The organism is Streptomyces sp. NPDC058985, from assembly GCF_042740985.1.
Taxonomy (GTDB): Bacteria; Actinomycetota; Actinomycetes; order Streptomycetales; family Streptomycetaceae; genus Streptomyces.
Genome location: NZ_JBHYJX010000035.1, coordinates 31,377 through 50,660, shown reverse-complemented (window position 1 = coordinate 50,660; position 19,284 = coordinate 31,377). Strand labels below are relative to the sequence as shown.

General features: G+C 73.6%; 23 protein-coding genes. 7 read left to right on the top strand and 16 right to left on the bottom strand.

Annotated features, from left to right (window positions below):
• Nucleotides 1-8: 8 nt before the first annotated feature.
• From ACFW01_RS26725 to ACFW01_RS26715, 3 genes are all read right to left on the bottom strand, one after another.
• Nucleotides 9-197: a hypothetical protein gene (locus tag ACFW01_RS26725; RefSeq protein WP_122615275.1), complete on the bottom strand. Its 189-nt coding sequence runs from the start codon at nucleotides 195-197 to the stop codon at nucleotides 9-11.
• Between the two features lie 137 nt (nucleotides 198-334).
• The gene (locus tag ACFW01_RS26720; protein ID WP_384507317.1) at nucleotides 335-970 is read right to left on the bottom strand and encodes a class I SAM-dependent methyltransferase; all 636 of its coding nucleotides are present in this window, start codon (nucleotides 968-970) and stop codon (nucleotides 335-337) included.
• 136 nt (nucleotides 971-1,106) lie between these two features.
• Nucleotides 1,107-2,108 carry a mechanosensitive ion channel family protein gene (locus ACFW01_RS26715; RefSeq protein WP_234955750.1) on the bottom strand — a complete coding sequence of 334 codons (1,002 nt, stop codon included), beginning with the start codon at nucleotides 2,106-2,108 and terminating at the stop codon, nucleotides 1,107-1,109.
• Between the two features lie 225 nt (nucleotides 2,109-2,333).
• Here ACFW01_RS26715 and ACFW01_RS26710 point away from each other — a divergent pair, with 225 nt between their 5' ends.
• Both ACFW01_RS26710 and ACFW01_RS26705 read left to right on the top strand, forming a co-directional pair.
• Nucleotides 2,334-2,549: a hypothetical protein gene (locus tag ACFW01_RS26710; RefSeq protein WP_234955748.1), complete on the top strand. Its 216-nt coding sequence runs from the start codon at nucleotides 2,334-2,336 to the stop codon at nucleotides 2,547-2,549.
• A gap of 89 nt (nucleotides 2,550-2,638) precedes the next feature.
• Nucleotides 2,639-3,064, top strand: a complete 426-nt coding sequence (locus tag ACFW01_RS26705) for a pyridoxamine 5'-phosphate oxidase family protein (RefSeq protein ID WP_234955746.1) — start codon at nucleotides 2,639-2,641, stop codon at nucleotides 3,062-3,064.
• 13 nt (nucleotides 3,065-3,077) lie between these two features.
• Here the strand turns inward: ACFW01_RS26705 and ACFW01_RS26700 are convergent, their stop codons facing one another.
• Together ACFW01_RS26700 and ACFW01_RS26695 are read right to left on the bottom strand one after the other, a co-directional pair.
• Entirely contained in the window at nucleotides 3,078-5,171 is a 2,094-nt protein-coding gene (locus tag ACFW01_RS26700) for an MMPL family transporter (RefSeq protein WP_384507312.1), read from the bottom strand.
• Nucleotides 5,172-5,313: 142 nt separating this feature from the next.
• Nucleotides 5,314-5,820, bottom strand: coding sequence for a MarR family winged helix-turn-helix transcriptional regulator (locus ACFW01_RS26695; RefSeq protein ID WP_234955742.1), 507 nt, complete (start codon nucleotides 5,818-5,820; stop codon nucleotides 5,314-5,316).
• 103 nt (nucleotides 5,821-5,923) lie between these two features.
• On the opposite strand from ACFW01_RS26695, the gene ACFW01_RS26690 reads away from it, so the two are divergent.
• Nucleotides 5,924-7,462: an SDR family oxidoreductase gene (locus tag ACFW01_RS26690; RefSeq protein WP_384507309.1), complete on the top strand. Its 1,539-nt coding sequence runs from the start codon at nucleotides 5,924-5,926 to the stop codon at nucleotides 7,460-7,462.
• Between the two features lie 64 nt (nucleotides 7,463-7,526).
• Nucleotides 7,527-8,903: a cryptochrome/photolyase family protein gene (locus ACFW01_RS26685; RefSeq protein WP_384507306.1), complete on the top strand. Its 1,377-nt coding sequence runs from the start codon at nucleotides 7,527-7,529 to the stop codon at nucleotides 8,901-8,903.
• 24 nt (nucleotides 8,904-8,927) lie between these two features.
• Here ACFW01_RS26685 and ACFW01_RS26680 read toward each other — a convergent pair whose 3' ends face one another.
• The 3 genes from ACFW01_RS26680 to ACFW01_RS26670 are packed head-to-tail and all read right to left on the bottom strand — an operon-like array spanning nucleotide 8,928 to nucleotide 9,962.
• The gene (locus ACFW01_RS26680) at nucleotides 8,928-9,359 is read right to left on the bottom strand and encodes a hypothetical protein (RefSeq protein WP_234955736.1); all 432 of its coding nucleotides are present in this window, start codon (nucleotides 9,357-9,359) and stop codon (nucleotides 8,928-8,930) included.
• Nucleotides 9,360-9,395: 36 nt separating this feature from the next.
• Complete coding sequence (locus ACFW01_RS26675; RefSeq protein WP_234955734.1) at nucleotides 9,396-9,728, bottom strand: DUF3140 domain-containing protein; 333 nt, start codon at nucleotides 9,726-9,728, stop codon at nucleotides 9,396-9,398.
• 6 nt (nucleotides 9,729-9,734) lie between these two features.
• Nucleotides 9,735-9,962: a DUF2945 domain-containing protein gene (locus tag ACFW01_RS26670; RefSeq protein ID WP_352156919.1), complete on the bottom strand. Its 228-nt coding sequence runs from the start codon at nucleotides 9,960-9,962 to the stop codon at nucleotides 9,735-9,737.
• Nucleotides 9,963-10,131: 169 nt separating this feature from the next.
• On the opposite strand from ACFW01_RS26670, the gene ACFW01_RS26665 reads away from it, so the two are divergent.
• Nucleotides 10,132-10,932, top strand: coding sequence for a thioesterase family protein (locus tag ACFW01_RS26665; protein ID WP_234955730.1), 801 nt, complete (start codon nucleotides 10,132-10,134; stop codon nucleotides 10,930-10,932).
• Nucleotides 10,933-10,962: 30 nt separating this feature from the next.
• Here the strand turns inward: ACFW01_RS26665 and ACFW01_RS26660 are convergent, their stop codons facing one another.
• Together ACFW01_RS26660 and ACFW01_RS26655 are read right to left on the bottom strand one after the other, a co-directional pair.
• Complete coding sequence (locus ACFW01_RS26660; protein WP_234955729.1) at nucleotides 10,963-11,964, bottom strand: zinc-binding dehydrogenase; 1,002 nt, start codon at nucleotides 11,962-11,964, stop codon at nucleotides 10,963-10,965.
• Nucleotides 11,961-12,503: a DUF2269 domain-containing protein gene (locus ACFW01_RS26655; protein WP_384507300.1), complete on the bottom strand. Its 543-nt coding sequence runs from the start codon at nucleotides 12,501-12,503 to the stop codon at nucleotides 11,961-11,963. The genes ACFW01_RS26660 and ACFW01_RS26655 overlap by 4 nt, the downstream gene beginning before the upstream one ends.
• Before the next feature lie 368 nt (nucleotides 12,504-12,871).
• On the opposite strand from ACFW01_RS26655, the gene ACFW01_RS26650 reads away from it, so the two are divergent.
• The gene (locus tag ACFW01_RS26650) at nucleotides 12,872-13,519 is read left to right on the top strand and encodes a hypothetical protein (RefSeq protein WP_384507297.1); all 648 of its coding nucleotides are present in this window, start codon (nucleotides 12,872-12,874) and stop codon (nucleotides 13,517-13,519) included.
• On the opposite strand, the gene ACFW01_RS26645 is transcribed toward ACFW01_RS26650, so the two are convergent.
• The 4 genes from ACFW01_RS26645 to ACFW01_RS26630 form a co-directional block, all read right to left on the bottom strand.
• Nucleotides 13,504-14,499: a sugar kinase gene (locus ACFW01_RS26645; protein ID WP_384507294.1), complete on the bottom strand. Its 996-nt coding sequence runs from the start codon at nucleotides 14,497-14,499 to the stop codon at nucleotides 13,504-13,506. The genes ACFW01_RS26650 and ACFW01_RS26645 overlap by 16 nt on opposite strands.
• A 67-nt stretch (nucleotides 14,500-14,566) precedes the next feature.
• Nucleotides 14,567-15,199 (bottom strand): bifunctional 4-hydroxy-2-oxoglutarate aldolase/2-dehydro-3-deoxy-phosphogluconate aldolase, encoded by a 633-nt coding sequence (locus ACFW01_RS26640; protein ID WP_384507291.1) that lies wholly within the window; start codon nucleotides 15,197-15,199, stop codon nucleotides 14,567-14,569.
• 118 nt (nucleotides 15,200-15,317) lie between these two features.
• On the bottom strand, nucleotides 15,318-16,463 hold the full coding sequence (dgoD, locus tag ACFW01_RS26635; protein ID WP_234955719.1) for a galactonate dehydratase: 1,146 nt from the start codon (nucleotides 16,461-16,463) through the stop codon (nucleotides 15,318-15,320).
• Nucleotides 16,460-17,242, bottom strand: coding sequence for a FadR/GntR family transcriptional regulator (locus ACFW01_RS26630; protein WP_384507403.1), 783 nt, complete (start codon nucleotides 17,240-17,242; stop codon nucleotides 16,460-16,462). The genes dgoD and ACFW01_RS26630 overlap by 4 nt, the downstream gene beginning before the upstream one ends.
• Before the next feature lie 177 nt (nucleotides 17,243-17,419).
• Between ACFW01_RS26630 and ACFW01_RS26625 the strand changes: the two genes are divergently transcribed.
• The gene (locus ACFW01_RS26625; protein WP_234955717.1) at nucleotides 17,420-17,818 is read left to right on the top strand and encodes a hypothetical protein; all 399 of its coding nucleotides are present in this window, start codon (nucleotides 17,420-17,422) and stop codon (nucleotides 17,816-17,818) included.
• A gap of 24 nt (nucleotides 17,819-17,842) precedes the next feature.
• Here the strand turns inward: ACFW01_RS26625 and ACFW01_RS26620 are convergent, their stop codons facing one another.
• On the bottom strand, nucleotides 17,843-18,421 hold the full coding sequence (locus ACFW01_RS26620) for a dihydrofolate reductase family protein (protein WP_384507287.1): 579 nt from the start codon (nucleotides 18,419-18,421) through the stop codon (nucleotides 17,843-17,845).
• 128 nt (nucleotides 18,422-18,549) lie between these two features.
• Nucleotides 18,550-19,155 (bottom strand): hypothetical protein, encoded by a 606-nt coding sequence (locus ACFW01_RS26615; RefSeq protein WP_384507284.1) that lies wholly within the window; start codon nucleotides 19,153-19,155, stop codon nucleotides 18,550-18,552.
• Between the last annotated feature and the right edge of the window lie 129 nt (nucleotides 19,156-19,284).

Genomic DNA, 19,284 nt, shown 5'->3' with positions numbered 1-19,284 from the left:
TCGGTCCGTCAGCCCTTCTTCGGGCGCGGGGCCGGCGGCGAAAGCAGCAGACTGCCGCCTCCGGACTGGAGGGCGAGCGCGGCGCACTCGCGGCTGTCACGGAAGACTCCGTCAGCCTCGGCGGGGTCGAGTACCGCGTCGATCTCGATGTTCTCGGTGCGGGTGACTTCCTCGAGCACCTTGTCCTTGGAAGGCATTTCACCATCTCCCTCTGGTAGCCAAATGGCCTTCACACCCCAGGGTGTCCGGTGAGTCCCAAAACATGCCTCTCTTCTCAAAATTCTCAGAAGATAACTTCTTCAACAAAAGCGACATATCAGGTACATCAGGGCTCTCACGCCCGTCGCAGGCGCCACACGTTGTCCTCGCGGAAGCCCTCCGCACCCTCCGGCGAGACGCTCGGACGGCGGACGGTCTCCGTGGTCCGGACGGTCCACTCGCCGTCCGGCAGGGCGAGTTCGGCGAGAACCCCGTCCAGGGTGGGGAAGACCGCGTCGAAGGGCGGCTCGGTCTGCCAGGAGGGCCAGCCGGCGTGCATCACGACCAGCAGCGTCCCGCCCTGCGCCACGGCCCGCGCCGCGGCGTCCAGGACCGCCCGCTGGTCGAAGGCGACCGGGGACTGCAGATACTGCGCGTTGACCAGGTCGAACGCGCCCTCGGGGAAGGAGAGTCCCAGCTCGTGGCGTTCCCAGGCGATCCGGTCGCCCACCCCGGCCTCGGCCGCGTGCCCGGCGGCCCTTTCGAGAGCGGTGCCGGAGATGTCCACGCCGGTGACCCGCCAGCCGCGGGAGGCCAGCCAGACGGCGTCCGCGCCCTCACCGCAGCCGAGGTCCAGCGCGGTCCCGGGCGTGAGGCCGCTCGCCTCGCGGACCAGCAGACCGTTGGGGCGGCCGCTCCAGACGCGGTCGGTGTCGCGGTAGCGGGCCTCCCAGAACTCCGCGGCGGGAGCGGGGAGGGGCAGGTCGGTCATGATGCCTCCTGGGCGGCGGTCGGACGCGTCTGTGCACGGGACGCGCGACCCGCGCGCGCCCCGTACGCAGGCTCCACCGGCCGCACCGGCGACGCCAAAGATGTTTGCCGGACCGGCAAATCCCGGCCCTCGCGTGTCAGCGCGTGAGCGCGTCCGCCTCGGCGTCCGGCTGGTCGGTGCGCACCCACACCGTCCGCTGCGGGAAGGGGATGTCGATGCCCGCCTCGTCCAGGGCCTCCTTCACCCGGCGGCGCAGTTCACGGGTGACACCCCACTGCTGGAGGGGCACGGTCTTGACCGCCAGCCGCACGAGGACCCCGTCGGCGTCCAGCGACTGCACGCCCCACACCGCCGGGTCCTCCAGCAGGACGTCCGCGAACCGCGGGTCCTCGCGCAGGGCGTGGCCGGTCTCCTCCAGGACGCGGTAGACGGCGTCGAGGTTGGCCTCGTAGGCCACGGCGACGTCCAGGACGGCGCGCGCCCACTCCTGGCTGTCGTTGCGGACGCGCAGGATCTCGCCGTTGCGGATGTGCCACAGGCCGCCGTTGAGGTCACGTACGTGGGTGAGCCGCAGGCCGACGTGCTCCACCTCGCCGACGGCCTCTCCGAGGTCGACGGAGTCGCCGACGCCGTACTGGTCCTCGACCATGATGAGCAGGCCCGACAGGTAGTCGGCGACGAGGCTCTGCGCGCCGAAGCCGATCGCCAGGCCGACCACTCCGGCGCTGGCGAGCAGGGGACCGAGCGCGATGCCGACCTGGTCGAGCACCATGGCCACGCCGACCATGAACAGCACGATGGTCACGGCGCTGCTGAGCACCGAGCCGATGGTGCGGGCCCGCTGCTCGCGGCGCTGGCGCGCCCTGGTCCGGTCGCGGTGCAGGACGGTGGCTCCACGGTTGGACCTGCGGGGGCGGCTCTGCTCGGCCTCGCCCGACGACGGCTCCAGAACCCCCTTGACCACGCGGGTGATGGCCCGCTTGGCCACCGCGCGCAGCACCAGCAGGACCAGGACGATGAGTGCGATGCGCAGGGGTATCCCGATGAGCGCCTCGGTGTGATCGCCGAACCAGTCCGACCAGGAGGCCGCCAACTGCGCGTTCGTGCCCTGGGCGGTGGGTGGGAAGGTGTGCGACATCGGCTCGACTGCTCCGTTCTTCGGGGATGACGTGTCCGCCGTCGGGGCCGCCTACCCATCCGGGACCCGAACATGACGCCCGGTGAGCCGGGACACACCCACCCCCTTCCCGCCACTTGCCCCTTATGTCCGACAGTTGCGTCATCTCCACTCGGCATCCGCTCATCAGCGGCGTGCGCCGGGGCACCCGAAAGGAGTCGTCCACAGCGGAGGGGGCCCCGCACCGTGGTTTACGTTGCCGTCCTGCTGCTGCCCGGAGTCGGGCTGCTGCTGTTCACCATGACGTATCTGGAGGACCGGCTGTTCGCCGACCCGGTCCCGGCCCGGCACGCCCGGCGCCGCCATCTGAGACTCCTCCCGGGCGGCCGCGGCCAGGACGCCCCGGCCCGCCTCCCCGAGCCGGCCGCGCCGCGCTCCGCGGAACGGGACGCCGCCGCCTGATCCCGGTGCGCACCCCGCCGAGCGGCGTCGCGGCGCCCCGGGCGATGCTGTTCCCGACGGGACACACGCGGCTCGGACGAGGAGATCGGATGGACACCGGGGAACGGCACGACGCGGACGAGGAGTTCGTCGGATTCTGGCGGGAGCGCCGGGTGTGCTTCCTGTCGACGCCGCGCGCGGACGGGAGCCCGCACCTGGTCCCGGTCGGAGTGACGTACGACCACACCACGCGCACGGCCCGGGTCATCACCGGCCGGGGCACCGCCAAGGCCCGCAACGTGCTGCGGGCCGGGTCCGCCGTCGTCGCCGTGGGGCAGGTGGACGGCAGACGCTGGTCCACGCTGGAGGGCGTCGCGACCGTACGGGAGGACGCCGCGTCGGTCCGCGACGCGGAGGTCCGGTACGCGGCCCGCTACAAGCAGCCCCGGGAGAACCCGGAGCGGGTCGTCATCGAGATCGAGGTGCGGCGCTACCTCGGCACGGTGCGGCCCGCCCCGGGGACTCCCGGCGCGTGACGTCCCGCCCGGGTCACTCCGTCCCGGGCGGTGTGCGGTGGCCGAGCCGGCTCGGCCACCAGGCGGCGCGGCCGATGTCGCGGGCGAGCGCGGGGACCAGCAGGGAGCGCACCACGAGGGTGTCCAGCAGTACGCCGAAGGCCACGATGAAGGCGATCTGCACCAGGAAGGCCAGCGGGATCACCCCGAGCGCGGCGAAGGTGGCGGCGAGGACGACACCGGCCGAGGTGATCACGCCACCGGTGGCGGTCAGGCCCCGCAGGATGCCCTCCCGCACCCCGTGCTCCAGCGACTCCTGGCGCACCCGGGACATCAGGAAGATGTTGTAGTCCACGCCCAGGGCGACCAGGAACACGAACCCGTACAGCGGGACGGAGGCGTCCGTGCCGCTGAAGCCGAACACGTGGGTGAAGACGAGGGCCGAGACGCCCAGGGTGGCCAGGAAGTTCAGCGCCACCGTCGCCACCAGCAGCACCGGCATCAGCAGCGAGCGCAGCAGGGCGATCAGGATGACCAGGATGATGGCGAGGACCACGGGCACGATGAGCGTGCGGTCGTGTTCGGCGGTGCACTGGGTGTCGTACTGCTGGGCGGTGTAGCCGCCGACCAGGGCGTCCGCGCCGGGCACCTCGTGGACGGCGGTCCTGAGCCGGGCCACCGCGCTCTTGGCGGCGTCGCTGTCGGCCGGCGCCTGGAGCGTCGCGTCGATCCGCACCCGTCCGTCGACGACCCTCGGCTCCCCGCGCCCGGGGCGGCCGGACTCGGTGACCGGGGCTGCGGAGGCGACGCCGCGGGTGTCGCGGGCGGCCGTGAGGACCGGGTCCGCCCGGTCGGCGTCGGCGATGATCACGGCCGGGTTGCCGGAGCCGCCCGGGAAGTGCCGGGCCAGCGTCTGCTGGGCGGAGACCGAGGGCGCGTCGTTGACGAAGATCTCGTCCAGCGGGACACCCCGGGAGGTCAGGGTCGGCGCGAAGGCGGCGCAGGCGATCAGCGCGGCCAGCGAGATCGCCCAGATGCGGCGCGGGGCCCGGTCCACCCGTTCGGCGACGCGGTGCCACAGGCGGTGCCCGGCCTCGGGGTCGCCGGTCCGGACGGGCTTGGCCGGCCAGTAGGCGGCGCGGCCGAGCAGCACCAGCACGGCGGGCAGGAAGGTGAGCGTGCTCAGCACCGCGCAGACGATGCCGATGGCACCGACGGGCCCGAGCGCGCGATTGTTGGTCAGGTCGCTGAGCAGCAGCGCCAGCAGGCCCAGGGCGACGGTCGCCGCGCTGGCGACGACGGCGCCCCAGGAGGCCCGCAGCGCGGCGAGCACGGCGCCGAACCGGTCGGGGTGCCGGGCGAGTTCCTCGCGGAAGCGGGCGGTGAGCAGCAGCGCGTAGTCGGTGGCGGCGCCGATGACCAGGATGGAGAGGATGCCCTGGACCTGCCCGTCCACGCGGACGACGCCGCGGTCGGCGAGGGCGTACACGATCGCGCAGGCCAGGCCGAGGGCGAAGACCGCTCCGAGGATGATGACCAGGGGCAGCAGGACGCTGCGGTAGACGAGCAGCAGGATCACCAGCACGGTGATCAGGGCGACGCCGAGCAGCAGTCCGTCGATGCCGGAGAAGGCGTCGGAGAGGTCGGCCTGGGAGGCGGCCGGTCCCGCGAGCTGCGCCTCGGTGCCGGGCACCTTCCCGACGGCGTCCTGGACGCGGTCCAGGGCGTCGGGCAGTGCCTCGCCGAGGTCGGGCCTCAGCTGGACGACGGCCTGGAGCGCCTCGCCGTCCTCGGAGGGCAGCGCCGGCGACGGGGGCCCCACGACGCCGGGCCCGCCCTCGACGGAGGCGACCGACCGGGTGGCCGCCGCGCGGTGCTCGGTGACGGAACCGCCGTCGTCCGCGGTCCACACGACGATGACCGGGAGCGTCTCGTCCTGCTGGAACGCCTTCTGGGCGTCGACGACCTGGGTGGACTCCGCGCTGCGGGGCAGGAAGGCGGCCTGGTCGTTGGTGGCGACCTCGCCGAGCTTTCCGGCGTACGGGCCGAGCACTCCGCCGATGCCGAGCCAGGCCAGGAGCAGGACGACGGGGACGAGCCAGCGGGCGCGTCGGGTGGGGATGGACATCGGTCTTCAGGTCTCCTGGTCTCCGGCGGCGAGGAAAGTAACTCGATCATAAACAATCTCAATGATTGAACTACTGAGGCCTCTCGTGACACACCGCTCTTCTGCCCCGGCGGGTCCTCCGGATGCGGCGGACGGCCCTCGATCAGCCGGCGTCGGACCGTACGAGACCCAGTTCCTGGTTCATCGCCGCCAGGAAACGCACCACGACCGCCAGTTCGTCCTCGTCGAAGCGCGAGCGGGCCGACGCGGCGGCCTCGGCCAGCGGCCTGAAGTACGTCCGGGCCGCCGCCCGCGCCTCCGGCACGTAGTGCAGATGAACGACCCTGCGGTCGGCGCTCTCCCGGACCCGGCGCACATGCCCCGCGCGCTCCAGCCGGTCCACGCACGCGGTCACCGCGCCCGAGGTGAGCCCGAGGTGCTCGCGCAGCCGGCCCGGCGTCATGGGCTCGGGCGAGTCGAGGATCGCCGCGAGCGCCTGCACGTCGGTGGCGTGCAGACCGTGGCTGCCGGCGAAACCGTGCACGAGGCGGTTGATCTCGCCGTTCATCCGCCTCAGGTGCGAGGCGAGGACGTGCAGGTCACTCGCCTCGGGACCGGCCCCGGTCCCCCGTTCGTGCGCGTGCTGCCCGCGCTGGTTCGCTGTCGCCACGCGATCAGCGTATAGAAGGGTCAACCTGGGCACTCGCGCATCCATCACCGTGCGCCCGCGGGAAGTGATCACGTGATGACTGTCCCGGGAGAGACGGAGCCCCATGAGTGCAGAACGCGACCGCGCGAGCGGCGAAGGCCCGAGTGACGGCGGCGGAACCAACCTGCGCTGCCTCGTCACCGGCGCCACCGGCTACGTCGGCGGCCGGCTCGTGCCGGAACTGCTCGGCGCGGGGCACCGGGTGCGGTGCCTGGCCCGCTCCCCGCACAAGCTGCGCGACCACCCGTGGGCCGGCGAGGCCGAGGTGGTGCGCGGCGATGTCCTGGACGCCGACTCGGTGGCGCGGGCGATGGACGGCGTCGACGTGGCCTACTACCTGGTGCACGCGCTGGGCAGCGGCGACGACTTCGAGGAAACGGACCGGCAGGCGGCGCGCACCTTCGCCGAGCGGGCCGAGGCGGCCGGGGTGCGGCGCATCGTCTACCTCGGCGGACTGACCCCGTCGGACGTGCCGGAACGGGAACTCTCCCCGCACCTGCGCTCCCGCGCCGAGGTCGGCCGCATTTTCCTGGCCTCGGGGGTGCCCACGACCGTGCTGCGGGCGGCGGTGGTCATCGGCTCCGGGTCGGCCTCCTTCGAGATGCTGCGCTACCTCACCGAGCGGCTGCCGGTGATGGTCACGCCCAGCTGGGTGCACACCCGCATCCAGCCGATCGCCGTCCGGGACGTGCTGCGCGCGCTCGTCGGCAGCGCGACGATGCCGGCGGAGGTGTCCCGCGCCTTCGACGTGGGCGGGCCGGACGTCCTGACCTACCGCGAGATGATGGTCCGCTACGCCGAGGTCGCACAGTTGCGCAAGCGGCTGATCGTCTCGGTGCCGATGCTTTCACCGGGCCTGTCCAGCCACTGGGTCGGACTGATCACTCCCGTCCCCGCCTCGATCGCCCGCCCGCTCACCGAGTCGCTGCGGCACGAGGTGGTGTGCCGGGAGAACGACATCCTGAAGTACGTGCCCGCGCCGCCGGGCTATCCGCTCGGCTTCGACGGCGCGCTGCGGCTGGCCCTGCAACGCGTGCGGGACGCACAGGTCACCACCCGCTGGTCGTCCGCGTCGGTCCCGGGGGCGCCCAGCGATCCGCTGCCCACCGACCCGGACTGGGCGGGCGGCAGCCTCTACACCGACCACCGCACGCTCACCGTCGACGCCTCGCCCGCCGCGCTGTGGCGGGTCATCGAGGGGATCGGCGGCGACAACGGCTGGTACTCCTTCCCGCTGGCCTGGGCGGTACGGGGCTGGCTCGACCGGCTGGTCGGCGGGGTCGGTCTGCGCCGCGGCCGCCGGGACGCGGCCCGGCTGCGGGCGGGCGACTCGCTCGACTTCTGGCGGGTGGAGGAGATCGTCCCGGGCCGGCTGCTGCGGCTGCGCGCCGAGATGCGGCTGCCGGGCCTGGCCTGGCTGGAGATGTACGCCGACACCGACGCCGAGGGCCGGACGCGGTACCGCCAGCGGGCGCTGTTCCACCCGCACGGGCTGGCCGGGCACGCCTACTGGTGGAGCGTGTGGGCCTTCCACGCAGCGGTGTTCGGCGGCATGGCCCGCAACATCGCCCGGGCCGCCACCCGGGACACGTCCGCCTCATGAGAGCCGCGCGCCGCGGATCCGCGACCGGCGCCGCGGCGGCCCGATCCCCCCACCAAGGAGCGTCATGACCACGTCGGTCGTCCTGTTCACCCGCGACCTGCGGCTGCACGACCATCCGCCGTTGCGTTCCGCCCTGGACGGGTCGAGCGCCGTGGTGCCGCTGTTCGTCCGGGACCACGCCGTCGACGCGGCCGGGTTCGCGGCGCCCAACCGGCTCGCGTTCCTCGCCGACTGCCTGCACGACCTGGACGCGGGGCTGCGGGAGCGGGGCGGGCACCTCGTCGTGCGCTCCGGCGACCTGGTGGACCAGGTGTGCGCGGTGGCCGCCGAGGCGGAGGCCGACGAGGTGCACATGGCGTCCGACGTCAGCGGGCACGCCCACCGGCGCGAGGAGCGGCTCCGCGACGCCCTCGAGGCCAAGGGGTGCCGGCTGCACGTCCACGACGCGGTGACGACCGTGCTGGCGCCGGGGGCCGTCACTCCTGCCTCCTCCGACCACTTCGCCGTCTTCACGCCGTACCACAGCCGCTGGAGCGAGTGCTCCGTGCGCGAGTCTCTCGCCGCGCCCCGCAAGATCCGGGTCCCGGGCGGCATCGGCTCGGAACCGCTGCCGAGCCGCCGGGACCTCACGGGACTGTCCCCAGGCCTGCCGGCCGGCGGCGAGCGGGAGGCCAGGAAGCGGCTGACCGCCTGGCTGCGCGACGGCATCACCGGCTACGCGGACGGCCACGACGACCTGGCCGGCGACGCCACCTCCCGGCTCTCCCCCCATCTGCACTTCGGTGCCCTCTCCCCCGTCGAGCTGGTCCACCGCGCCCGCGGCAAAGGCGGAGCGGGCGCGGAGGCGTTCGTACGGCAGGTCGCCTGGCGGGACTTCCACCACCAGGTGCTGGCCGCGCGGCCGCGCTCCTCGGCGCACGACTACCGCACCCGGAACGACCACTGGCGCACCGGCGCCCAGGCCGACGAGGACATCGCCGCCTGGAAGGACGGGCGCACGGGCTACCCGGTCGTCGACGCGGCCATGCGCCAGTTGCGGCACGAGGGCTGGATGCACAACCGGGCCCGGCTGCTGACCGCCAGCTTCCTCACCAAGACGCTCTACATCGACTGGCGGGTGGGCGCCCGGCACTTCCTGGACCTGCTCGTGGACGGCGACGTGGCCAACAACCAGCTCAACTGGCAGTGGACCGCCGGTACCGGCACGGACACCCGCCCGCACCGCGTCCTCAACCCCACGACCCAGGCACGGCGTTTCGACCCGGACGGGGCGTACGTGCGGCGCTGGGTGCCCGAACTGGCGGGACTGGAGGGGCGGTCGGTGCACGAGCCGTGGCGGCTGACGGGCCGGGAGCGCGCCGAGTACGACGCCTACCCGGACCCGATCGTCGACCTCGCCGAGGGCCTGGACCGCTTCAAACGGGCCCGCGGACGCGACTGAACAGAAGCGCCGGGCACTGCGCCGTCAGGTGGGAGGGGTGTCGGGGCCGGCCGTGTGGTCCGGGTGGTTCCGGGTGCGGCGGGCCTCCTTCAGCTCCGCCTCGTACAGGTGGTCGCGGCCCTCGGCGAGCCGGTCCACGGCCTCGCGCTCCAGGTCCCGGAACGGCTCGTAGTAGGTCCGGTCGTACGCCTCGACGACCTGGAACGTCCAGTGGCCGGGGATGACGTTGCGGCCCAGGATCTCCGTACGGACCCGTTCCGCCCACTCCGGGTGCCCGGCGGCGCGCAGCAGGTCGACGGCGCGGTCCAGCTCGAAGTCCGCCGAGCCGGTCAGCTGGTGGAAGGCGAACAGGTGCCCGCGGGCGCACTCGGTCGTCTCCAGGGCCTTGGACAGGGAGCCCAGGGCCGCCACTGTCTCGTCGCTGACGCCCTCGGGGCGCCGGTGCGGGTCTCCCATCGGGTGCGTCTCCTTCCGGCGGGCGCGACGGCGGTGTCATGCGAGGGGGTCATGGCCCCAGTTCATGAGCGAGTAGCGCCACCTGGACTCCTCGACGTCGCCCGACGGGCGCTGGGCCAGGTGCCGGCGGACGTAGCCGACGACCTTGCGCATGTGCTCGTAGTCGTCGTCCGAGAGGTCCTCCTTGTTCGTCCGCTGGATCCGCACGATCCGACGGCCGGACGCGTGTCCGGTGGACTCGCCCCCGTCCTGGTGATGACCGGCGTCCTGGGACTCGTCGGTCTCCAGCCATGCCTCCAGATCGGCCGGCGCCATGTTCACCAGCTCGCGGAAGCCGTCCCGGATCTCCTGCAGCTCGTCACCGTCCATGTCGCCTCACTTCTTCTTCAGCGCCGACGGCTTGTGCACCGCCGATCCGCCCGACTTGTCGCTGCGGACCTTGTACTGCGGGTCGTCGGGCGAGGCGTCCACCGTGCGGCCCCCGGCCTCCGTGCGCTTGGTGATCTTCTTCTCCACCTCGCCCTCGGCCCGGGAGCCGTGGCTGCTCCAGGTGACCTTGTCGCCCTTCTCCAGGTCCTCGCCCTTGCCCCGGTTCCTCGCCATGGCGCCGCTCCCTTCCCCTTCAGCCCCCTGCGTTTCCCCACCTGGGTTCCCAGCCGGGGGCGGGCCACTCGGGAGATGACCCGTTCCGTGGCGGAACTATCCTGGTCGCGGCCCGGGCACCGCCGTCCGGGGCCCCTCTCCTCGCCGCCGTCGTTCCAGGAGCAGCCCGTTGAACACCAGCACCGCGACCCCGGACAGCTACTACGAGCGGATCGACGAGCACCGCTACAAGCCCACCGTGCACGCCGGCGGGGCGTGGAGCGCGGACGAGCAGCACTTCAGTCCGCTCGGCGGACTGATCGTGCACGCCGTCGACCGCCACCTGGCCGGGCGGGAGGGCGCGGCCATGTCCCTGAGCAGGATCAGCTTCGACATCCTCGGCCGCCCGGCCCTTGACGAGTGCGAGATCCGGGTGGAGACCGTCCGCCCCGGCCGCACCATAGAACTGGTCGAGGCGACCGTGCTCATCGCGGGCCGGTCCGTGACCCGGGCCAGGGCCTGGCTGCTGGCCGACGTGGACACCGGCGCCGTGGCGGGCGGCGGCGCGGAGCGGCTCGCCGCGCCGGAGACTCTCGCCCCCTGGCCCATGGACACCGCGTGGCCCGGCGGATACATCGCCTCCCTGGACGTGCGCCCGGTGGCACCGCCGCTCCCGGGCCGCACCACCGCCTGGATCTCCACCGGCCTCGACCTGGTCGCCGGTGAGACGGCGAGCCCGCTGGCCTCCTACGTCACCCTGGTGGACACCGCCAACGGCATCGCCGTACGGCAGTCGCCGACCGAGTGGATGTTCCCGAACGTCGACCTGACCCTGCACCTGCACCGCGCGCCCCGCGGGCCCTGGACCGGCCTGGACACCACGGTTGTCTTCGGCCCCACCGGCCAGGGCATCACCAGCACCGTGCTGCACGACGTCGACGGCCCCGTGGGCCACGCGCAGCAGATGCTGACCGTCCGGCCACTGGGGTGATCCGCCGGCGGCGGAGTGCGCCGGGGACGGTCACGAGGGTGTGAGGACCAGCCGCCCCCGCACCTCCCCGGCCTCCAGCCGGCGGTGGGCCTCCGCCGTCATCGACAACGGCAGCCGATCGGTGATGCGCGGCCGCCACTGTGTCTCGGTGAGGACGCCGACGACGCCCTCGGCCGCCTCGGCCAGGTCGGCGGTCGTGGCGTTGCTGATGGCGAAGCCCACGATGCTCGCGTCCCTGGTGTAGAGCCGGCTCACCGGCAGCGGGGAGGGCCCGCCGCCCAGCCCCACCATCGCGACCAGCCGTCCGCCCATGGCCAGCGCCTCCACGGAGTCGGCGAGCACTCCGTGCCCCGACGTGTCGAGGTGGACGTCGTAACCGTCGGGCGCCGCCCGGCGCACCCGCTCGGCGAGGTCGGGCGACCGGTGGTCGAGGACCTCGGCGGCGCCCAGCTCCCGGACCGCCGCCGCGTCCTCGGCACGTGCCGTGGCGACCACCCGGGCCCCGGCGCGGGCGGCCAGCGCCACCGCCGCGCCACCGACGTTCCCGGCACCGCCGCCGACGTACACGGTCTCGCCCGCCCGGAGCCGTCCGTGCCGGAAGAGCGCCAGCCAGGCGGAGGCCGCCGGGTGGGCGGCGGCCACGAGGTGTTCGGCGGTGATGCCGGGCGGCGCCGCGTAGAGGCGTTCGGCGGCGACCGCCGCGTACTCGGCGAAGGAGCCCTGCCGGCCCGCGTGGCCCAGGCTGTTGCACCACACCCGCTGCCCCGGGGTGAAACCGGCCGCGCCGGACCCGGCCAGGGCGACCTCGCCCACCAGGTCGCGGCCGACGACGAAGGGCAGCGGCAGCGGTGTGGCGTAGGCACCGGACCGTACGAAGGTGTCGACGGGGTCGACCGCCACGGCCGACACCCGCACGAGCACGTCGGTGGGTCCCAGCGGCGGCACCGGGAGGGGGCCGTGGCGGATGGCGTCCGCCGGACCGACGGCGTCGATGTACGCCGCCCGCATCACGTCGGGGACTGTGCCGTTCATGACGTCATGCTACGAACTGTCCCCTCCCGTCGCAGCCCGCCGGGGTGGCGGGGGCGAAGCCCGCGCCCGCGGCGGGTCGGTCCCCAGGGCTTGAGGACCGAGATCACCGTCATGAAGACGTAGGCCGTGAGCGAGACGACGGGGCCGAACAGGATGTCCCCGGCGTCCGGCAGCGACTCCCCCGCCGCCACGGCGGTTACCGCCGCGTTCACGCCGGGGCGCAGGGCGAGGACGGTGGCGGCCGTGGTGGCCAGGGTCAGCCAGAACTTGGTGAACACCCAGCGGTGCCGGGCGAGCCCCCACTGGGTGCCGAGGGCCAGCACCAGTCCGCTGAGCAGGGTGAGGAGGGCGAGAGGCGGCAGCAGCCAGTCGGCGAAGAGCTTCATGCCGCGGACGCCGGCCTCCACCGCGGCCGGGGAAGCGGTCGTGACCGCGGTGAGTCCGAGGGCCAGCAGCCCGAAGGTGAGCCCGAGCCAGCCGGCGGAGGCGACGACGTGGACGACGAGGAGGGCCCGGCGTGCGGGTCGGCTGAGTTTCACGCCCTCCACGCTGCCGGGGAACGGCCGCGCGGTCGTCCGGCAGCGGGAGCAACCCGCGGTACTGAGCCGGGAGTACCCGGCCGGGTCCGGCGTGCCTCGACCGGAGCACGAGGAAACGCGGGATGGAGTTCGAATTAACGGGAATTCGCGGAATCCGTAACGCCGTGAGATTCCGGTCGAATTTCTTTGAATCGGCGACTGATCCGGTCCTTGTCGCACAACTGCGTCTCTATGCTGATCAAGCTCCGCCGCGAGGGCGGGGCGGCCGCCGACGTGCCCGGGGAGGGGCGACGAGGGCGGTCCTGGGGGGTGCGGAGAAATCGGTCTCGTCACCCTGTGCTCCGTATGAGGAAAGCCGAGGAATTCCCGTGAGACGTACGACTTCCGTTCTGCTGTCCCTGAGCGCCCTGGTGGCGGTCACCGGTCTGGCCGTTCCCGCGGCGGTCGCCGCGCCGGTCGCCGAGCGGCCGGCCGCGCCCGCCGGCTGGGATGCGGTGGACGCCTCCGAGCTGGCACGCGTGACGGACGGGGCGGAGGCCCGCCGGGCCCCGCTCGCCGCTGCCGCCGAGCCCGAGCTGCTCGCCCTGCAGTCGGTCCGCAACAACCGCTACGTGGCCACCGAGGTGAACTACCCGGCCCCGAACACCGGCGTGCAGCGTGCCCGTTCAGCCGAGTTCGGCGGCTCCTGGGAGGGCTTCGCCTTCGAGTGGGACGAGGCGAGCCAGACCTACGCGCTGCGTTCCCTCGCGAACAACCGCTACGTGGCCGTGGAGAAGAACTACACCGGCAGCGCGCAGAACGTCCTGCGCGCCCGCTCCACGAGCGTGGGCGGCTGGGAGCGGTTCGTCCTCTACTACAACGAGAGCCTGGACCGCTACGCCCTCCAGTCCACGCTGAACGGCCTCTTCGTCACCATGGAGAACGGCTACACCGGTTCGCTCCAGTACGCGCTGCGTGCCCGCTCCGCCGAGATCACGGGTTCGTGGGAGGAGTTCGTCCTCTACGGCATCGCCTGATCCCGTTCCCGCCATTCCTCGTCGGTGAGGTCCAGCAGCGCCTCGACGGCTGCCGTGCCGGGCAGGGGCCCGTGGTCCCCGACCACGCGCAGCGCGGACGTCGCGGTGATGTGGCCCAGGCGCAGGGCCCGGGTGAGACCGGCGCCCCGCCACAGGCCGGCGAGGAATCCGGCGGCGAACGCGTCACCGGCGCCGACGGGTTCCACGACGTCCGTCCGCAGGGCGGGCACCGTGCACGCGTCGTCGCCGGTGTACGCGGTCGCGCCCCGGGCGCCGTCCTTGACGACGAGGACACGGGGCCCGCCGAGCAGTCCGCGCACGTCGTCGGCGGTCAGGCCGGCGCCCCACAGGTCCTGGGCCTCGTCGAGGCCGACGAAGGTGATGTCGGCGCGGTCGGCCAGGTCGCGCAGGACGTGGGGCGCCGTGTCCGGCGGCCACAGCGCGGCGCGGTGGTTGACGTCGAAGCTGACCGCGTGGGGACGCTCCTCGCGCGGGAGGTGCAGTGCCCGTTCCACCAGGGCCCGGCAGGACCCGGAGAGTGCCGGGGTGACGCCGGTCAGGTGCAGGAGGGCGGCGCCGCCGACCCGGTCGTCGTCCAGGGCGCCGGGGCCGAGGGCGGAGGCGGCCGAGCCCTTCCGGTAGTAGTGCACGCGGGTTCCCTCGGCGCCCGGGTCCTTCAGCAGCAGGCCGGTCGGCCGGTCCGGGTCGGTCCGCACGCCCGAGACGTCCACGCCGGCCCCCGCGACAGCCGCCCGCACCCGCCGCCCGAGCGCGTCATCGCCGACCGCCGAGAGCCAGGAGACGGGCACCCCGTGGTCGGCGAGGTACATGGCGACGTTCGACTCGGCACCCGCCACGGAGAGCCGGACCGACTCGGCGCCGTCCAGAGAGTGGGGCGGCTCGGGCGCCATGGCCGCCATGGTCTCTCCCACGCAGACCACTGGACCCTGGACGGGACGCCAGGCGCTCGCGGCGCTCATGACGGCTGCCCGGCGACGGCGGCGAGCGGTGGCGTCCGGGTGGAGCGGAACGTACGGTGCGCGCCGGTCACGGCCGGGCCTCCCGGACGGCGGCGCGGAAGGCGCGGGCGCGGGCGCGGAGGTCGTCGAGGCTGCCGCCGTCCGCGGCGTCGCCGATCAGCGGGGAGCCGACGCCGACGGCGGTGGCGCCGGCCGCCAGATGGGCGCGGGCGCCCGCCTCGTCGACCCCGCCGACGGGCACGAGCGGTTCGCGCGGGAAGGGTCCGCGCAGCGCCTTGACGTAGTCGGGACCGCCGGCCTGGGCGGCCGGGAAGAGCTTCAGTGCCGTGGCGCCGAGGGTGCGTGCCGTGAGGATGTCGGTGGGCGTCATGACCCCGGCCAGCACGGGCATGCCCAGCTCGCGGGCGGCGGGGACGCCCTCGCCCAGGCCGGGGGTGACGGCGAAGTCCGCGCCGGCCGCGTGGGCGGCCCGCGCGTCGTCGGCGGTCAGTACCGTGCCGGCGCCCAGCGGCCGGTCGGGGCCGAGGGCCTCCCTGGCGCGCTCGATGACCCGGAGGGCGTCCTCGCCGGTCAGTGACACCTCGATGAGGTCCACGCCCTCCTCGGCCAGGGTCAGTACGGTGCGCAGCGCGGCGTCGGCGTCGGCTCCGCGCACGATGGCGACGAGTCGGTGGGCGGCCAGGGCCGCTCGCAGATCCACAGGAGGTCTCCTTCTCAGCGTGTGACAGGTCGGGCGTCGCGCAGCGGCGGCCGTCGGCCAGGGTAGGACGGCACCGGAGCGCGCCGCGGGCCGGGACCCCGGTCGGTGTGATCGGGCCTCACCACTCGGCGAACGATCCGTCGGCGTGCCGCCACACCGGGTTGCGCCAGGCGTGCCCGTCGCGGTCGGCGGCGCGTACGGCCTTCTCGTCGATGTCGATGCCCAGGCCGGGCGCGTCGCTGCGGGGCGCGTGTCCGTCCACGAAGCGGAAGGGCTCGGTGTCCACGAGGTAGGTCAGCAGGTCGGCGCTCTTGTTGTAGTGGATGCCCCGGCTCTGTTCCTGTATGAGGAAGTTCGGCGTCGCGAAGGCGACCTGGAGGCTGGCGGCGAGGGCGATCGGGCCGAGCGGGCAGTGCGGGGCGAGCAGGGCGCCGTAGGTGTCGGCGAGCGAGGCGATGCGGTGCACCTCGGAGATGCCGCCGGCGTGCGAGAGGTCGGGCTGGGCGACGGCGACACCCGCGGCGAGCACGGGCAGGAACTCGCTCCGGCCGTAGAGCCGTTCGCCGGTGGCGAGGGGGATGTCGGTGGCCGCGGCGAGCCGGGACAGCAGGTGGCTCTGCTCGGGGACGACCGGTTCCTCGACGAACAGCGGGTGCAGCGGCGCGAGTTCGGCCAGGACCCGGCGGGAGCTCGCGGCGGTGAAGCGGCCGTGGAAGTCGACGGCGACGTCGCGGTCGGGTCCGAGGGCCTCGCGGGCGGCGGCGACCCGGTCGACGACGGCCGCGGTCTCGGCGGGGGTGGTCAGGGGCGAGACGGCTCCGGCGCCGTTCATCTTCACCGCGGTGAAACCGGCCTCCACCTGGGCGGCGATCTGCTCGGCGAGCGCGGCGGGCTCGTCGCCGCCGACCCAGGCGTAGACCCGGACCCGCTCGCGCACGGGGCCGCCCAGCAGGGCGTGCACGGGTGCGCCGTAGGTCTTGCCGGCGATGTCCCACAGGGCCTGGTCGAGGCCGGCGACGGCGCTGGACAGGACGGGACCGCCGCGGTAGAAGCCGCCCTTGGTGAGGATCTGCCAGTGGTCCTGGATGCGCAGGGGGTCCTTGCCGATCAGCTGCTCGGCGAGGACGTCGACGGCGGCGCGGACGACCTCGGCGCGGCCCTCGACGACGGGTTCGCCCCAGCCGGCCACGCCGTCGTCGGTCTCCACGCGGCAGAACAGCCAGCGCGGCGGGACCAGGAACGTTTCGATGCGGGCGATCTTCACTGGGTGGGCTGCCTCTCCGTGTGGTCGGCGGTGCCGGTCGTGCCTGTGCTGTCGGGGTGGCGCCCCGCATCGGGGTTGCCGATCCGCTCCTGGTCGCGGCCGGCCTGATCGAGCAGGGCTCGCATGGCCGCCTCCGCCGCCCGCGGGTCGCGGTCGCGGACGGCGTCCAGGACCGCGCGGTGGGCCGGTACCGGATCGCCGCTGTGCGGGGAGCTGTGCACGATGCGGTCGCGGTGGGCGAGCCCGGACGAGATCACCATCTCCATGCGTTCGAGGAGTTCGTTGTGGGTGGCGGCGAGCAGGGCGCGGTGGAACGCGAGGTCGGCCGCCACGGCGCGGGCCGGGTCGGGGTCCTCCTCCCCCATCGCGGCCAGCGCGGCCTCCAGCGCGGCGAGGTCGTCGTCGGTGCGGCGGCCGGCGGCGAGGCGGACGGCGGCCGGTTCCACGATGGCCCGCACCTCGGCGAGGTCGCGCAGCAGCGCGAGGCCGGAGCCTGCGCTGCCGCCGCCCTCGAACCGCCAGCGCAGGACGTCGGCGTCGAGCAGGTTCCAGTCGGCGCGGGAGCGGACGAAGGTGCCGCGCTTCTGCCGGGCGTCGACCATGCCCTTGGCGGCCAGCACCTTCAGCGACTCGCGCAGCGCGGTCAGGCTCACGTCCAGCTCGCTCTGGAGCGCGACCAGATCGAGCGTGGCTCCCTCGGGGATCCGTCCGCCCAGGATGCGGCGGGCGAGGGCTTCCACGGTCTGGCCGTGTACGCCGCGGCGGGCGTAGGGCGTCATGTCGTACGGCCTTCCGGTACGGGGCGGGGTCAGGTGCTCGTCGACGACGGCCTCGATTATTACTAATTTATGCAACGAGCGGTAGTGGCTCCATCCCGTTGACGGGCGCACCACGTTTTGCCCCATTCCTCCCGGTAACCCGTCTGGAGGACATCCGGATGCGACGAGGTGAGAACCATGCTGGTGCTGGGTCTCCTGCTGATGGCGGGCGCCGCCGCCTTCACGGGCCTGCTGATCGCGGACAACCTGTCCGGCGGTCCGGACTACACGGTCTCCCTGATGGGAACCGAGCCCTTCACGATCAGCACGCTGGGGGCGTTCCTCGGGGGTATCGCGCTGACCCTGATCTTCGGCCTGGGCATGTGGATGCTGCTGGCCGGGACGGTGCTGGCCCGCCACCGCAGCAAGAAGCGCCGCACGGACCGGCTGGCCGCCCGGCAGGCCTACGCGGAGCGCGACGAACTCGCCGGCCGGCCGGCGGGCCAGGACGCCCCCGCCGACCCCACGGCGGAGCCCGCGGGGCATCGCAGGCCGTCCCTCCACCGGCCGGGGTGGCTCCGGCCGCACGGCCACTGACCTCGGTGCGCCGCAGCGACCGATTCACGCATGCGGCGTCGGCCGGTAGACCAGCTCCTGGATGTGGCCGTCGAGCGTTCGCCGGTCGATCAGTTCGAGATCGAAGTCGTCCGCGCCCTGGAAGACCGGGTCGAGCCCGCTCTTCCCCGTGATCACCGGGAACAGCGTCACCTGGACGCGGTCGACCAGGCCGGCGGCCATCAGGGCCCGGTTCATCGACAGGCTGCCGTGGGAGCGCAACGGCACCTCGGACTCCTCCTTGAGCCGGGCGACGACGTCGACGGCGTCACCGCTCGCGACGGTCGCGTCCGCCCAGTCGAGAGGGCCTTCCAGCGTGGACGACACCACGGTCGTCGGCAGGTTCCGCATCCGGGTGACCCAGGGGTCACGCACGTCGGACCCCTCGGTGCTCTCGGCCAGCATCTGGGCGAACGCCCGGTACGTGTTGGCTCCGAAGACCATCCGCTGTTCCTCGGCGTACAGCGCGAGCCGGTGGTCGAGCAGCTCGGGGCCCTGCTTGCCCCAGTAGCCGGTCCAGTCGCCACCGGCGGCACCGAAGCCGTCGAGGCTGGAGAAGACGTCGAACGTGTAGGTGGTGGTCATGATCGGCTCCTGGACTGCGATTGCGGTTGACTGCGTCCTGGAGATACAGACCGGCGACCGGGGCACAAGTCATCGGCGGGGACCGCACCGGATGACGGCCGGTCTCGCGGCGGGCGGGATCAATACGTCTAGAGCCGGTTGCCGCGCCGTTCGTCGTACCCCGCGCCGCCGTGATCGACGTAGTCGGCGACCGCCCTCTCCAGCGCGCGGAACAGGAGGAGGGTGAGCGGCAGGCCCGCCGCGCAGCCGATCGCGAGCCGGCCCGCGACGGCCACCGGATGGTCGAGTACCGTCCCCACCCAGGCGCCGCCTCCCGCGCCCGCCGTGGTGAGCAGGCCGGGCAGTGCGGGCGGCAGCATCTCCACCCGCAGCAGGCGGGCGACGGCGAGTCCGACGACGAGACTGCCGAGGTCGAGCCCGGCGAAGAAGCCGGCCATCGGCGCCAGGCGGTCGACGCCCCTCGTGCCGAGCCAGAGGCCGAGCAGGGCTCCGAGGGCGGCGCCGGCGCCGTAACCGAGCCGGGCGACCCCCGCACGGCGCCGCTCGTCGTCGGCACCGGCCGCCAGCGAGCAGGCCAGTCCGCTGCCCAGGGTGGCCCCGCTGACGAAGCCGCCGTAGGCGCCGACGAGGGCTTCGGTCCAGGAGCCGATCGCGGCACCGGTGAAGCCGCCCACGGCGGCACCGCACGCGGCACCCAGGATCCGGCCCGCGTGCAACTGCCAGTCGTGACGCATCAGTTCAATGCATGCGGGGTGCCTCGGGCGTGGTACCCGGTCGGGGGGCAACCCCACCCGCATCCTGCCGGTAGCCCCATCGCACCGACTCGCCCGCCGTGGACATCCTGGTACGACACCGGCTCCGGT